The sequence below is a fragment of the Pedobacter sp. BS3 genome (assembly GCF_008274585.1).
In the GTDB taxonomy this organism is placed as follows: Bacteria; Bacteroidota; Bacteroidia; order Sphingobacteriales; family Sphingobacteriaceae; genus Hufsiella_A.
On record NZ_VTRT01000001.1, the window covers coordinates 1,103,583 to 1,117,517 of the forward strand.

At 42.9% G+C, this 13,935-nt stretch carries 16 protein-coding genes; 10 read left to right on the plus strand and 6 right to left on the minus strand.

The features are described 5' to 3' along the window. Positions 1 to 8: 8 nt before the first annotated feature. Genes FW774_RS04700 through FW774_RS04730 form a run of 7 tightly spaced genes read left to right on the plus strand, consistent with a single transcriptional unit; the run spans position 9 to position 6,787 of the window. Positions 9 to 1,472 (plus strand): NuoM family protein, encoded by a 1,464-nt coding sequence (locus FW774_RS04700; protein ID WP_149346966.1) that lies wholly within the window; start codon positions 9 to 11, stop codon positions 1,470 to 1,472. 18 nt (positions 1,473 to 1,490) lie between these two features. Continuing rightward, entirely contained in the window at positions 1,491 to 2,873 is a 1,383-nt protein-coding gene (locus tag FW774_RS04705) for an NADH-quinone oxidoreductase subunit N (RefSeq protein WP_149346967.1), read from the plus strand. A 42-nt stretch (positions 2,874 to 2,915) separates the two neighbouring features. After that, positions 2,916 to 3,560 carry a DedA family protein gene (locus FW774_RS04710; RefSeq protein WP_149346968.1) on the plus strand — a complete coding sequence of 215 codons (645 nt, stop codon included), beginning with the start codon at positions 2,916 to 2,918 and terminating at the stop codon, positions 3,558 to 3,560. After that, on the plus strand, positions 3,557 to 4,102 hold the full coding sequence (locus tag FW774_RS04715; protein WP_149346969.1) for an inorganic diphosphatase: 546 nt from the start codon (positions 3,557 to 3,559) through the stop codon (positions 4,100 to 4,102). Before FW774_RS04710 ends, FW774_RS04715 begins: the two co-directional genes overlap by 4 nt. Positions 4,103 to 4,111: 9 nt before the next feature. Then, positions 4,112 to 5,431, plus strand: coding sequence for a hemolysin family protein (locus tag FW774_RS04720; protein ID WP_149346970.1), 1,320 nt, complete (start codon positions 4,112 to 4,114; stop codon positions 5,429 to 5,431). A 1-nt stretch (position 5,432) separates the two neighbouring features. Next, positions 5,433 to 6,137: a 16S rRNA (uracil(1498)-N(3))-methyltransferase gene (locus tag FW774_RS04725; protein WP_149346971.1), complete on the plus strand. Its 705-nt coding sequence runs from the start codon at positions 5,433 to 5,435 to the stop codon at positions 6,135 to 6,137. Beyond that, positions 6,134 to 6,787, plus strand: coding sequence for a DUF4159 domain-containing protein (locus tag FW774_RS04730; RefSeq protein ID WP_149346972.1), 654 nt, complete (start codon positions 6,134 to 6,136; stop codon positions 6,785 to 6,787). Before FW774_RS04725 ends, FW774_RS04730 begins: the two co-directional genes overlap by 4 nt. Positions 6,788 to 6,940: 153 nt before the next feature. Here the strand turns inward: FW774_RS04730 and FW774_RS04735 are convergent, their stop codons facing one another. The 6 genes from FW774_RS04735 to FW774_RS04760 all read right to left on the minus strand — a co-directional run bounded on the left by FW774_RS04735 (position 6,941) and on the right by FW774_RS04760 (position 9,949). Next, a complete protein-coding gene (locus FW774_RS04735) occupies positions 6,941 to 7,327 on the minus strand; it encodes a putative toxin-antitoxin system toxin component, PIN family (protein ID WP_149346973.1) in 387 nt (128 codons plus the stop codon). Positions 7,328 to 7,359: 32 nt separating this feature from the next. After that, a complete protein-coding gene (locus FW774_RS04740) occupies positions 7,360 to 7,557 on the minus strand; it encodes a hypothetical protein (protein WP_149346974.1) in 198 nt (65 codons plus the stop codon). Between the two features lie 149 nt (positions 7,558 to 7,706). Further along, positions 7,707 to 9,197 (minus strand): NAD(P)H-hydrate dehydratase, encoded by a 1,491-nt coding sequence (locus FW774_RS04745; protein ID WP_149346975.1) that lies wholly within the window; start codon positions 9,195 to 9,197, stop codon positions 7,707 to 7,709. A gap of 64 nt (positions 9,198 to 9,261) precedes the next feature. Continuing rightward, positions 9,262 to 9,480, minus strand: coding sequence for a DUF3368 domain-containing protein (locus FW774_RS20835; RefSeq protein WP_149347168.1), 219 nt, complete (start codon positions 9,478 to 9,480; stop codon positions 9,262 to 9,264). Between the two features lie 9 nt (positions 9,481 to 9,489). After that, entirely contained in the window at positions 9,490 to 9,723 is a 234-nt protein-coding gene (locus FW774_RS04755) for a hypothetical protein (RefSeq protein ID WP_149346976.1), read from the minus strand. Continuing rightward, entirely contained in the window at positions 9,716 to 9,949 is a 234-nt protein-coding gene (locus tag FW774_RS04760; protein WP_149346977.1) for a UPF0175 family protein, read from the minus strand. Before FW774_RS04760 ends, FW774_RS04755 begins: the two co-directional genes overlap by 8 nt. A gap of 270 nt (positions 9,950 to 10,219) precedes the next feature. Between FW774_RS04760 and FW774_RS04765 the strand changes: the two genes are divergently transcribed. The 3 genes from FW774_RS04765 to FW774_RS04775 all read left to right on the plus strand — a co-directional run bounded on the left by FW774_RS04765 (position 10,220) and on the right by FW774_RS04775 (position 13,894). Beyond that, a complete protein-coding gene (locus tag FW774_RS04765; RefSeq protein ID WP_149346978.1) occupies positions 10,220 to 12,523 on the plus strand; it encodes an NADP-dependent malic enzyme in 2,304 nt (767 codons plus the stop codon). Between the two features lie 5 nt (positions 12,524 to 12,528). Further along, positions 12,529 to 12,891 carry a VOC family protein gene (locus FW774_RS04770; protein ID WP_149346979.1) on the plus strand — a complete coding sequence of 121 codons (363 nt, stop codon included), beginning with the start codon at positions 12,529 to 12,531 and terminating at the stop codon, positions 12,889 to 12,891. A 280-nt stretch (positions 12,892 to 13,171) separates the two neighbouring features. Beyond that, positions 13,172 to 13,894 carry a YebC/PmpR family DNA-binding transcriptional regulator gene (locus tag FW774_RS04775; protein WP_149346980.1) on the plus strand — a complete coding sequence of 241 codons (723 nt, stop codon included), beginning with the start codon at positions 13,172 to 13,174 and terminating at the stop codon, positions 13,892 to 13,894. Positions 13,895 to 13,935: the final 41 nt, after the last annotated feature.

Here is a 13,935-nt window from a genome sequence, read left to right on the forward strand (position 1 = left end):
TTAGAAACATGTATTTACCCTTTATCATATTTTTTCCGTTGGTAGCATCGCTGCTGCTGTTACTGGTTAAAAGCTATGCCCGGCAGTTTGCCCTGGTAGCATCGCTTATTACATTGGGATATACTTTCGTACTGACCTGTAACTTTGTTCCCGATGCTTCCATGCAGTTTGTTACCAGTTACCCGTGGATTTACTCACTGGGGATAAACTTCAAAACCGGTATTGATGGTATCAGCCTGCCGATGGTGCTTTTAACCAACGGACTCATGCCGCTCATTATCCTGGCCAGCTTCAAGCAAACGTATAAAAACAGCGCCGCGTTTTATGCTTTGGTACTGTTTATGCAGGCCGGTTTGCTGGTTGTATTTACAGCGCTCGATGCCTTTTTATTCTACGTAGGTTGGGAAGCCGCGTTAATTCCCATTTATTTTATCTGTGCACTGTGGGGCGGCGAAAACCGTATCCGGGTTAACCTGAAATTTTTCATCTATACCATTTTCGGAAGTTTACTGATGCTGGTAGCCATTATTTACCTGTACCTGCAAACTCCCGGACAGACGTATGATATTAATGCTATTTACAGTCTTGCCGTGAGTGGAAATGCGCAAAGCTGGATATTCTGGGCTTTCTTTATTGCTTTCGCGATAAAAATGCCGGTATTTCCATTCCATACCTGGCAGCCCGATACCTATACCGAAGCGCCAACTGCCGGTACCATGCTGTTAGCCGGTGTTATGCTTAAAATGGGTGTTTATGGCGCTATCCGCTGGTTGATACCGGTTGTTCCGCTGGCATTTGCTGCCTGGGGTAAAACTGCTATCATACTTGCCATAATCGGAATTGTATATGCCTCAATCATTGCCTTTACCCGCAATGACATCAAGCGTTTAATCGCGTATTCATCTATTGCACACGTTGGCCTGATTGCTGCCGGTGTGTTTGTGTGGAATGTGCAGAGCTTACAGGGCGCCATGATTCAGATGCTGAATCACGGTATCAATGTTGTTGGTCTGTTTTTCATTGCCGATATCATTATCCGCCGGCTTAATACCCGCGATATGCACAACATGGGCGGCATCGCTAAACAAGCTCCAACGTTTGCCATTGCTTTCCTGCTGGTAGTAATGGCTGCCGTAGCTTTACCGTTAACAAATAGTTTCATCGGCGAATTTTTACTGTTGCTGGGCGTTTATCAGTATAGTATCTGGGCCGCCGCGATATCCGGTTTAACCATTATTCTTGGCGCCGTATATATGCTGCGTATGTACCAGCGGATAATGCTTGGGCCGGTGAACGAAAAGATTCCGGTTTTTGCTGATATAGACGGAACCGAAAAAACAGTGCTTGTAATTATCGGCATCCTTATCCTGGCTATCGGGGTATATCCAAAACCGTTGCTTCATTTATCAGAGGCTGCCGTAAGCAACCTGGTAGAAACCGTGAACAGCAAACTATTAAGTACCAAATTTTAAACAGGTCAGAAAGAATCAATGAATTCATTATTAACCATATCTGTTTTAGCCATACTGGTTTTATATTTAGGTTTATTTAAGGCTAAAAAGGCCTTATTGCCTGTTACCATTCTGGGCTTACTGTTTGCGCTGGGTAACGCAGTAGTGCAATGGAACCAGTTTAATCCGCCTATCTTTCACGGTATGATGCAATTTGATAATTATGCCGTAGCGTTTTCGTCGATAGTAATTGTATCAACCATTTTAATCCTGCTGTTATCTAAAAACTATTTTGAGCGCATCAGCCGGCATGTGGCCGAATATTATGCCGTTATGCTATTTTCGCTGGCCGGGATGGTGGTCATGGTTTCGTATCATAACCTTACCATGCTGTTCATCGGCATAGAAATCATGTCGGTAAGCCTGTACATTCTTGCCGGTATAAAGAAGCAGGATTTTGCTTCAAACGAAGCTGCGCTGAAATATTTCCTGATGGGAGCATTTTCAACAGGCTTTTTGTTGTTTGGTGTCGCCCTGATTTACGGTGCTTCCGGCTCATTCGATTTGGAGGTGATTAAAGGTTCGCTGGAGAAAGTTCAGCCTAAAGATATATCGCCGTTATTTTATGCGGGCATATTGCTGATTTCGGTTGGTTTGCTATTCAAGGTTGGCGCTGCTCCGTTCCATTTCTGGACACCCGATGTGTACGATGGCGCTCCAACCATTATCACAACATTCATGAGCACAGCTGTGAAAACCGCCGGATTTGCCGCGTTTTTACGCTTGTTTGCTACCTGCTTTGTGCCGCTACAGGATTTTTGGATGCCGGCAATGCTTACCATAACAATTATCACCTTGTTTGTAGGCAACATTACGGCTTTATATCAGCATAGCTTTAAACGCTTGCTGGCTTATTCAAGCATTTCGCATGCAGGATATATGCTTTTTGCCATTGTAGCATTGAACGGAAATTCAGCTTATGGCGTATTTGTGTATGCCATTGTTTATTCGGCAGCAACCATCATTGCCTTTGCCGCTTTAATGCTTATCCAGTCGCAAACCGCTTCAGACGCCATCGATGGACTGAATGGCTTGGGCAAGCGCAACCCCTGGCTGGCATTTGCAGTAACAGTTGCCATGCTGTCATTGGCCGGTATTCCGCTAACAGGCGGATTTATCGGTAAGTTTATCATGTTCTCAAATGCGCTCAGCAGTTATCATATCTGGTTAGTTATTCTGGCGGTGGTAAACGCAGTAATTGCCATATTCTATTACCTGCGGGTGGTAGTTGCCATGTATTTTAAAGATGCCGAACACGGTAATATTGTGGTTCCGGCATATTTTAAGCTGGTACTGGTTATCACGGTAGCGGCAACAATCCTGATTGGTATTTATCCTGCAGTTTTAACTAATCTTATCTGATAAGAATTATCTATATTCGTAATTTTACGGATAATAGGCACTATGCAAGATATTTGGGCTTCCCTGCAACACATCATCAATCCAGAGAAACTGTTAAGAGAAGGAGGCTTATACGTACTTCTGTTTGTTGTTTTTGCTGAAACCGGCCTGTTTTTTGGTTTCTTCTTACCGGGTGACTATCTGCTGTTCCTTGCGGGGATGTTTGTAGCCACTCAAAAATTAGATGCTAATATCATTGTTCTGGTTGTAGGGTTAATTGTGGCAGCGATATCGGGCAACTTTACAGGATATTGGTTCGGAAAGCGTACCGGCCCGGTGCTGTATCACCGTAAAGATTCATTTTTTTTTAAGCAGAAGTATTTAGCTGCAGCCGAACAATATTATCGTAAACAAGGTGCATTTGCCCTCATCATGGGACGCTTTATACCCATTGTACGAACATTTGCTCCCATAATAGCAGGAATAGTAGGCCTGAATTTTAAACGGTTTGCTCTGTACAACATTGTGGGTGCAATATTATGGGTTACTTCATTAACTTTGTTGGGATATTATCTCGGACGGAAGTTTGAGAGGCAGATAAACGATTATTTATTATACATTATTATCGGTTTTGTAGTAATTACTACGTTGCCATTAATAATAACTTACATCAGAAACCAGTTTTTTAAAGACGATAAACAAAAATGAGTAAAAACCATCCTTGGCATGATGTTTCCCCCGGCGGCGCTGATATTCCGTCTATAGTTAATGCTATTATTGAAATTCCTAAAGGCTCAAAAGCAAAATACGAAATTGAAAAGGAATCCGGTTTATTAAAATTAGACCGCATCTTGTTTTCGTCGGTAATGTATCCGGCAAACTATGGTTTTATTCCCCAAACCTACTGCGATGACAAAGACCCTCTGGATATTCTGGTACTTTGTTCCGCCGATGTTTATCCCTTGACCATTATTGAAGCAAAGGTTGTTGGCGTGATGCACATGGTTGATAATGGCGAGCAGGACGATAAAATCATCGCGGTAGCTAAAAACGATATGTCTGTAAATTATATTGAAGATTTAGAGCAGTTGCCGCCGCATACCATGAAAGAAGTTGTTCGCTTTTTCCAGGATTATAAAGCGCTTGAACATAAAAATGTAACCATTGAGGCGTTAATGGGTCGTGAGGAGGCGTATCGCATTGTCCGTGAAGGTCTGGAACTTTACCAGACAACTTTTGTTAACAAATAAGATTTAGCAATGGGTTTCCAGCTTTTCATAACATTCTTTCTGGTATTTTTAAACGGGTTTTTCGTGGCGGCGGAGTTTGCCATTGTAAAAGTGCGTGGCTCGCAGATAGAAATTAAGGCGAAATCCGGAAGCCGGGTAGCAAAAATAGCCAAGCACATTACCCATCATTTAGATGGTTACCTGGCGGCTACGCAGCTGGGTATCACGCTGGCTTCGCTCGGTCTTGGTTGGGTAGGCGAAAGTGTAATGACCGAAATTGTTAAAGATTGCTTTGCCTGGTTCAACATTGATGTAACCGGCAGCATCACCATTAACATTATTCATGCGCTGGCTTTCTCCATCATCACCATTCTGCACATTGTTTTTGGCGAGCTGGCCCCTAAGTCGTTAGCCATACAACGTCCCATTGGCGTTACGATGGGTATTTCGTTACCCCTGCAATTTTTCTACGTCATATTCAGGCCGGTTATCTGGCTGCTGAACAGCCTGGCTATGCTGATTCTCAGCGTGTTTGGCATTAAGCCCGTTGAAGGCGGCGAGGTACATCACAGCTCTGAAGAGCTGCAATATTTGTTAGACCAGGGAAAAGAAAGCGGTGTAATCGACATCAGCGAGCATGAGCTGATTAAGAATGTGTTTGATTTTAACGAACGCATGGTGAAAAACATCATGGTTCCCCGAACCAAAATATCAGCCATAGAGCTTAATACCGATTACAAGGAACTGTTGGATACCGTTATCAAGGAAGGCTATTCCCGTATTCCGGTTTATGATGAAACCATCGACAAAATAGTGGGTATTGTACATGCCAAAGACATTTTGCCGCTCCTGGCGGATAATAAACCATTAGTGTTAAAAGATATTATCCGGAAGCCCTATTTTATTCCCGAAACCAAGAAAATTAACGACTTGCTAAGCGAATTGCAGGCTAAGCGGATACAGATTGCCATTGTATTGGACGAGTTTGGCGGTACTGCCGGTATGGTTACCCTGGAAGATATTGTTGAAGAGCTGGTAGGCGAAATTCAGGATGAATATGATGAAGAAAAGCCTATTGTAGAGAAGCTTTCCGACCATGAATTTATGGTCAACGCATCGGCAAGTATATACGATGTGAACGAATATTTACCACACGATTTGCCCGAAGACCGCGATTACGATACCGTAGCCGGTTTGGTAAGCGATGTGTTTGACAAAATTCCCGAAGTAGGCGAGCGTCGTAGTGCGTTTGGCTATACTTTTATTGTTTTGAAAAAAACAGACCAGAATATTGAATCGGTGAAATTAGAACTGGAGCTTGAAAAACCCGATTTAGTGAATGTACGCTAGTATGCACATTTTTTATACGCCGGATATTGTTCCAGATGCAGCGTATGAACTCAATGAAGAAGAGAGCAAACACTGTGTCAGGGTGCTACGCTTGCAGCAGGGCGATGAGATTGTGCTGGTTGATGGTAAAGGCGGATTTTTTAATGCCGTTATTGAGAATATCCATCCCAGGAAAGTCAGTGTAGCCATTGTTCATAGCCGGTATGATTATGGTAAACGGAATCATTACCTGCACATTGCTATTGCACCTACAAAAAATATTGAGCGTATAGAATGGTTCCTGGAAAAAGCTACCGAAATTGGTGTTGATGAGGTTTCCTTTATCATTTGCGACCGTTCTGAGCGTAAAGATATTAAGTTAGAGCGGCTCAATAAAATTATCACAGCAGCGGTAAAGCAATCCATTAAAGCGTATCATCCCAGACTTAATGAAGCTGTGAAATACAAAACGTTTTTGCAGCAGAAACCGGCCGGGCAGAAATTTATAGCACATTGTATTGATGCGCAAAAATCGTACGTTAAAGATTTAATGAACCTTAACGGGACATATACCGTATTAATCGGACCTGAAGGTGATTTTACTCCGGCGGAAGTTGATGCGGCCTTACAAGCGGGTTATCAACCGGTAACATTAGGAGAAAGTCGTTTGCGTACCGAAACGGCAGCGCTTGAGGCCTGTTTTGAATTTAATTTCCTGAACCGATGAAGTTGCATCTGCTGGTTATTTTCGGAGCTTTATTGCTTACTGCCTTTGTGCCGCCATCGTATAAAATGGCTAAGCTTAAATATAATGGCGGTGGCGATTGGTATGGCGACCGTACGGCCTTACCTAACCTGATTAAATTCTGCAATAAAAATTTAGGCACCAATTTCAGCGAGGATGATGCTGTTGTTGAAGTGGGAAGTAAAGACCTGTTTAACTATCCGTTCGTATTTATGACCGGGCATGGTAATGTACAGTTCTCAGACCAGGAAGCCCGCAATCTGAGGCAATATCTTATAGCAGGGGGGTTTCTCCATATCGATGATAACTACGGACTTGATGCGTTTGTGCGTCCGCAGATGAAGAAGGTTTTTCCCGAGTTAGAGTTTAAGGAACTACCAGTTACACATCCCATTTATTCACAGAAATATAAATTTCCAACGGGGCTACCTAAAATCCATGAGCACGATGGCAAACGTCCGCAGGGATTTGCATTGATTTATAAAGGCCGTGTGGTTTGCTTTTATACCTACGAATGTGATTTGGGGAACGGCTGGGAAGATTATGGTACGTATACCGGCGATACCCAGGAAACCCGCGAAAAAGCGCTTAAAATGGGCGCTAACCTGGTGCAGTTTGCATTGACGCAGTAGGGGTAAGACGTGAGATGTTAGAGATTTCTCAGTATAATTCTATCGATTGAGCGAGGCCCTAACTTCGTTTAACTAACTTTTACAGCCTACGGACTATATCTTATAATTTGAGTTATAGCCTAAACATCGTATTGAACCATAACTGGCCTGTTTCTATTCAAACTCTTTTTTATATTGAGCTTCAAATTCTTCGTAGGTTAATACTAAAATTTGTGGAAACCGATTGTTCTTGATTTGATGAATATGCTTATCGTTACTTATGATATAGTCACTTTGACCGGCTATATAACAATCTATAAATTTATTGTCATCCTTATCATTTTCAACCAATTGCCATAAAAAACTTGGATTTTTTAGTATGACATTTGGCAATAATAACAGAAAGTCGAGCGAAGCCTCTGTTTGTTCAAGCCCATATCTTATACTAATTTGCTCTTGATATTCTGTTAATATTTCGTTGGAAACTACTAAATCATATTTCTCCTGTAATAATGCTTTGTATATCCAATGGTACTTGTACTTAGGCGCAAGCGCTACCATGAAAACATTAGTTGTCTAAAACTAAACGTAACCTATCCATTTAGCCACTTATCCAAATCCTTTTCGGTAATACCTTTGTCGTCAACCGCTTTTTGAATGTTCTTTTGCAGTTTATCGGAAAAATATTGAGCCAGCATTTTTTTTATGGCTAACAAATCTTCTTCCTTTGGTTGAAAAGAGTAGACATTTAATAATTCCAGTTGTAGTGCACTTAGCTTTTGACCTTGCATAAAAACCTCCTTTTAACAAAAATAACAATTTAGGAGTGATTTACCTCGTAAGTCGCTTTGCTAAACTTTTAAGATTGGCAAAATCTTCAAAGCGATGTTTTACACTTACAAGCCTTGGTTTTTACTTTATAATTGGAGTACATTATCCCTTACTTATCCATCAACTCCGCCATCAGCGTAGAAATCCGGTCTGTCAATGCTGATGCCGTTAATACATTCCCTTTGTATTGTTCGCCGCAAAGGCCATGAATATAAGCAGCTGCAATGGCCGAATGTTGGGGCGTATATCCCTGGGCCAGTAACGATGCAATCATTCCGGTAAGCACATCGCCCATACCGCCTGTTGCCATCGCTGGACTTCCGGTTGGATTGAACAGGCATTCACCGGAGGTTGTAAAGATGATGGTATAGCGGTTTTTTAGCAGGATGGTGCATCCCAGTGTTTTGGCCCGGTCTAGCCCGGTCTCTAAACGTTCCCACCAGGATTGATGATTACCAAAAAGCCGGTCGAATTCTTTTACGTGTGGCGTAAATACTGAACCCTCGGGGACAAATGACATAAGCTCATAATTTTTAGCAATCAGGTTAATGGCGTCGGCATCAATGACAATTGGCTTTTGAGCATTTCGCAGGGTAGTTTCTACCAGGCTTTTAGCGGATGTAGTTTCACCAAGTCCCGGCCCAATAGCGATGGATTGATATTTCTCCCAGTTTAGTGCCGGAGGATTATTATCTCGTAAAACGGCCATCACTTCAGGTAAACGGGTATTTAAGGCAGTTAATCCGCTTGCCGGGATGCAGGCTGTTGTTAAGCCAGCCCCGGTTTTAAGGCAGGCTTCTGCCGATAGCAGAGCGGCGCCCATAGTTTCTTCTGCGCCTGCTATAATGAGCGCATGTCCGTAAGTGCCTTTATGGCTAAACGGCTTTCGCGGTTTTAATAAATGCCGGATGTCCGCTTCTTCAATTAATTTATATGGACTCGGCAGATCCCGGATAAAATTTTCATCCAGGCCAATATCAGCTACTTCAAATGTATCGAACGTCACGGCAGATTCAGGCAGCAGGAAGTTGATTTTAGGTCGCTGAAAGGTGATAACCCGGTTGGCTTTAAGTGTCATGGATTGCTCCGGTGCGCTTCCATCGGCAAAGAAACCGGTAGGAATATCCACTGCGACCTTTTCTGCATGAAGCGAATTGATAAACGAAACCAGCTGAAGCCAGTCACCTGCTAATGGCTTGTTTAAACCTGAGCCGAGTAAGGCGTCGATAATGATATCGGCCTGTTCCGTTGGGAAATCTCCGGATTGAAGCTCGCAGCTATTTACCGGTGTTGACCGGAGTCGTTGTAAATTCTGCTCAAAATCCGGGGACTGTTTGTTGCTGAACCTGGCAATATACACCCGGATATGTTTATAATCCTGCTGTGACAGCAATCGTGCTATGGCCAGTCCGTCGCCACCATTATTCCCGGTTCCGCAATAAACGGCAATGTGTTTATCCCTATCGGGATAATGTGTAATGAAAATCCGCACAAATGCCTTTGCCGCGTCTTCCATCAGGTCAATAGAGGTTATCGGCTTATGAGCAATGGTCCAGGTATCAGCCTGGCGCATTTGTTCTGATGTTAACAGGTTGAGCATACTGCTAAATTAAACAATGTAGCAGCAATTCAATAATTTGAGAATTTATAATTAGGAAGTGTTATTAATCCTTAAAATCAAGGAGAATACGTTTGAGCAGTAAAGGATCTATTCTAAAATCAGTTGATTTAATCAGCTCAAAGTAGGGTCTTAAAGAATAATCTATTACATTTTGTTGCCGAGCAGAAATTAGAATACCTATTGTACCTGTAAAACGAATATTCAGTTGGGTAGCAAGCCGACGTCCTTTCAGGTCATCTACAATAAGTAGCGCATGTTGTATCTCCTGGGCTCAAGCAATGGCGCTGGCTTCACCTAAATCCACCTGATTGGCATAGGCTTTGAGCAAATTGCTGTTCTTTACTGATACGACTTGTATCCATGCCGGTAAGGCTGTTTTAAACTCAGCAGCAATCTGTGGAGTAATTAATACGTTGCGATATAAAGTATACAGTAAATTAAGCGCTCCAATCTTGTCTAATAGAATTAAACAACTGGTGTCTGTAATAATAACGTATTCAGCCATTGATTCTGGCTACGTCAGTTAATACATCTTCATAAGTATATTGGATATAGTTTACATTGAACTTTGCCAATATTTTAGTAAAATCCCGTTTAGCCATTCCACACATTTCAGCCGCTTGCCCTAAAGATAATTTACCTGCCTCATATAACTTAGCTGCAAAAAAACGGACAGTTTCGTCATGTTCTTTTTCAAGTGCCTCGGGAACATTTAACATCATTGTGGTCATAACAAAAAGATAAGCAATTTATATAATATTTACAGCATGTGTATAACTGTGTTATTGCTGAATATGAGATAGCTAAGTTTCGGTGTAGTTGTGCTCACACTCTTAACCCATGAATCTGAAAATACAAATCTTTCCGGTCCTTTTGGTTAGATTATGAGTCTATTATGCTTATAAAACTGAACTTTTTTCAAAAAATGTTTTCAAAACAACTTCGGTCTTAGCTCAAAAAAGATACTAACTTTGAGGCGCTCACAAAGATTAAAAAGCATAATGAGTAAAATAAATCGCAAGCAGGACGCACTGGATTATCATTCACAGGGCCGTCCGGGTAAAATACAGGTCTTACCAACCAAACCCACCAATTCACAACGAGATCTTTCTTTGGCTTATTCGCCAGGTGTTGCAGAGCCCTGTTTACGCATTGCCAGCAATGCCGACGATGCCTATAAATATACAACCAAAGGGAATTTGGTTGCTGTTATCAGCAATGGTACAGCCGTTTTAGGTTTGGGCGATATTGGCCCGGCAGCCGGGAAACCGGTGATGGAAGGAAAAGGTCTGCTGTTTAAAATATTTGCAGATATTGATGTATTCGACCTGGAGCTTGATACTAAGAATGTGGATGAATTTGTCCGCATTGTTAAAGCGCTGGAACCAACATTTGGCGGGGTAAACCTGGAAGATATCAAAGCTCCCGAATGCTTCGAGATAGAACGCCGGCTAAAAGAGGAAATGAACATTCCTGTAATGCACGATGACCAGCACGGTACAGCCATTATATCGGCGGCGGCCTTATTAAATGCCTGCGAGTTACAAAAGAAAAAGATCGACAAGGTTAAAATTGTGGTTAATGGGGCCGGTGCGGCAGCCATTTCTTGTTCCCGCCTGTATGTAAGCGTAGGAGCCAGGAAAGAAAATATTGTGATGCTTGATCGTTCGGGAGTAATCCGAACTGACCGGGAAAAGCTTGATCCGTTAAAAGCTGAGTTTGCTACATCGCGTGATCTGAGCACATTAGAAGATGCGATGAAGGGGGCCGACGTATTTATTGGCCTGTCATCAGCTAATGTGCTTGGTGCCGAGGCCCTCAAAACGATGGCCAAAAATCCCATCGTGTTTGCCATGGCTAACCCCGATCCTGAAATTGCTTATGAGCTGGCTGTGAGCACCCGCAAGGATATCATTATGGCTACCGGCCGGTCTGATTATCCCAACCAGGTAAACAATGTGCTCGGTTTCCCCTATATTTTCAGGGGGGCGCTGGATGTACGTGCCACAACCATTAACGAGGAAATGAAAATTGCCGCCGTTAAAGCTATAGCCGATCTGGCCCGGAAACCTGTTCCGGAAGCTGTTAATATGGCTTATAACAATGTGAACCTTAAGTTCGGAAAAGATTATATCATACCCAAGCCTGTTGATCTGCGGCTGATCACAACCGTATCGCCGGCGGTGGCAAAAGCAGCCATCGAATCAGGGGTGGCACGTAAGGTAATTACCGATTGGAATGCTTACACCGAAGAGCTGGAAAAACGTTTGGGTATTGAAGAGGCCCTGATGCGCTCGTTAATTACGAAGGCAAAGAGTAATCCTAAACGGGTGATTTTTGCTGAAGCCGATAATTATAAGATACTCAAGGCTGCTCAGATCGTAAAAGATGACGGCATAGCCATACCCATTTTACTGGGAAATAAGGATGCTATCCGGGCCATTATCCGCGAACATGCATTAGAACTGGATGGTGTGGAAATTATTGATCCGAGGGAAGAGACTGCACGTAGCCAGAAATATGCTGATTATTTGTATAAAAAGCGTCAGCGAAGAGGTGTAAGCACCTTTCAGGCTGCTAAATTTATGCTCGACCGGAATTATTTTGGCGCCAGCATGGTTGAGTTTGGCGAAGCTGATGCACTGATCTCCGGTCTTACCAAAGATTATGCGTCAACGGTGCGGCCTGCATTACAGATTATCGGTACGGCGCCCAATGTTAACCGTGTAGCCGGTATGTACATGATGCTGACACGTAAAGGCCCTGTGTTTTTTGCAGATACAACCATTAACGAAGATCCCACCATTGATGAATTGGTAGACATCACCGTTCTGGTGAATGAGGCAGTAAAGCAATTTAATATCACCCCAAGGATAGCCATGCTAAGCTATTCGAACTTTGGCTCTACCGAAGGTGAAGTGCCGTTAAAAACCCGGAAAGCTGTTTCTATTCTGCACGAAAAATACCCGGATATTATTGTAGATGGTGAAATGCAGGCTAATTTTGCCATTAATCCGCAGTTGTTAAAAGACAATTTTCCTTTTAGCACACTGGTAGATAAACCGGCAAATACATTGGTGTTTCCTAACCTTGAATCGGGAAATATTGCTTATAAACTGTTACAGGAACTGGGTGAGGCAGAAGCGGTAGGACCAATTCTGCTTGGTTTGAATAAGCCGGTTCATATTTTGCAGCTGGGCAGCTCGGTACGTGAAATTGTCAACATGGTAACCATTGCAGTTGTTGATGCTCAGGCCAAAGAAGCGGGTGCGAGCGATAAGAAAAAAAGAATGTTTAAAAAATAACAGGGATGCTACAGGGACTTAGAACGATAATTTATCATGTTGCCGATATAGAGCAGGCTAAGCAATGGTATAAGCAGGTTTTTGCTATAGAACCGTATTTTGATGAGTCTTTTTATGTAGGATTTAATGTGGGCGGTTATGAGCTTGGCCTTGACCCTGATCCAACTACGTATACCAACGGGCATCATGCCCTAACTTACTGGGGAGTTGCTGATATACAAAGTGCTTTTAAGCGTTTTGCAGCACTAAATATCAGCATACACGAAGCTCCTAAAAATGTAGGCGGCCCAATTTGGGTTGGAAGCATTTACGATCCGTTTGGCAATGTTATTGGTTTAATAGAAAACCCGGAGTTTAAAGTTGGATAATATTTACAACGCAGACAGCGTTCAAAACGCTGTCTGCGTTAACTTTGACAACTTTTTAAAAGTTGTCAAAGTTAACGTCTCAGAAAAGTAACAGCAGCACTGCTTTAACCAAACTAAACCCGACAGGAGCGGCAGCCCCGATTGCAATGAGGGCTATAGCGGATGGCGGGACTACCTGAACCTATGAAATACGACAACTGCTTTTCAAATATCAACTAAAAAGCCTACCAGAAATTAAAGATAACATTAACTTTGCTGCACTAACGACAGATCATTTTTTATGGGAAGAGCTTTTGAATTCCGCAAAGAGAGAAAATTTAAACGCTGGGCTAAAATGGCCGTGCAGTTTACCCGCTTAGGTAAGGAAATTGCCATGGCGGTTAAAGCCGGCGGCCCGAACCCCGACGCCAATGCACGCTTACGCACAGCCATGCAAAACGCAAAGGCGGTAAATATGCCGAAAGACCGCGTTGAAGCAGCTATTAAACGGGCGTCGAGCAAAGACGAAAGCGATTACGAAGAAATTGTATACGAAGGTTATGCGCCATACGGCGTTGCCGTGCTGGTTGAGACCGCTACCGATAACACCAACCGCACCGTGGCCAATGTGCGCAGCTATTTTAACAAAGTTGGCGGCACACTGGGTAAAACCGGTTCGCTGGACTTTATTTTTGCACGTAAGTCTGTTTTCAGGTTTGATCCGGGAGATTTTGACCTGGAAGAGCTGGAACTGGAACTGATCGACTTTGGCCTGGAAGATCTGTACGTGGAAGAAGATGAAGAAGGGAACGATGTTGCCGTGATCCACACGTCGTTTGAGGATTTTGGTAAAATGCAAAAAGCGCTGGAAGAGAAGGGCATTGAAGTAAAAAGCGCCAAGCTGGAGCGTATCGCCTTGTCGACCACTGAAGTTACCGAAGAACAGGCGGCAGACGTATTAAAGCTGATCGATAAGCTGGAAGAGGACGATGATGTGCAGGCGGTATATTATAACATGGCGTAAGCATTGCTTAATCAAAAGTCAAAAGTTGAATCCCGTATCCC

Coding starts and splice junctions, on each gene's coding strand:
- FW774_RS04700 (WP_149346966.1), top strand. CDS start 9: ATGTATTTACCCTTTATCATATTTTTTCCGTTGGTAGCATCGCTGCTG.
- FW774_RS04705 (WP_149346967.1), top strand. CDS start 1,491: ATGAATTCATTATTAACCATATCTGTTTTAGCCATACTGGTTTTATAT.
- FW774_RS04710 (WP_149346968.1), top strand. CDS start 2,916: ATGCAAGATATTTGGGCTTCCCTGCAACACATCATCAATCCAGAGAAA.
- FW774_RS04715 (WP_149346969.1), top strand. CDS start 3,557: ATGAGTAAAAACCATCCTTGGCATGATGTTTCCCCCGGCGGCGCTGAT.
- FW774_RS04720 (WP_149346970.1), top strand. CDS start 4,112: ATGGGTTTCCAGCTTTTCATAACATTCTTTCTGGTATTTTTAAACGGG.
- FW774_RS04725 (WP_149346971.1), top strand. CDS start 5,433: ATGCACATTTTTTATACGCCGGATATTGTTCCAGATGCAGCGTATGAA.
- FW774_RS04730 (WP_149346972.1), top strand. CDS start 6,134: ATGAAGTTGCATCTGCTGGTTATTTTCGGAGCTTTATTGCTTACTGCC.
- FW774_RS04735 (WP_149346973.1), bottom strand. CDS start 7,327: ATGGTAGCGCTTGCGCCTAAGTACAAGTACCATTGGATATACAAAGCA.
- FW774_RS04740 (WP_149346974.1), bottom strand. CDS start 7,557: ATGCAAGGTCAAAAGCTAAGTGCACTACAACTGGAATTATTAAATGTC.
- FW774_RS04745 (WP_149346975.1), bottom strand. CDS start 9,197: ATGCTCAACCTGTTAACATCAGAACAAATGCGCCAGGCTGATACCTGG.
- FW774_RS04755 (WP_149346976.1), bottom strand. CDS start 9,723: ATGGCTGAATACGTTATTATTACAGACACCAGTTGTTTAATTCTATTA.
- FW774_RS04760 (WP_149346977.1), bottom strand. CDS start 9,949: ATGACCACAATGATGTTAAATGTTCCCGAGGCACTTGAAAAAGAACAT.
- FW774_RS04765 (WP_149346978.1), top strand. CDS start 10,220: ATGAGTAAAATAAATCGCAAGCAGGACGCACTGGATTATCATTCACAG.
- FW774_RS04770 (WP_149346979.1), top strand. CDS start 12,529: ATGCTACAGGGACTTAGAACGATAATTTATCATGTTGCCGATATAGAG.
- FW774_RS04775 (WP_149346980.1), top strand. CDS start 13,172: ATGGGAAGAGCTTTTGAATTCCGCAAAGAGAGAAAATTTAAACGCTGG.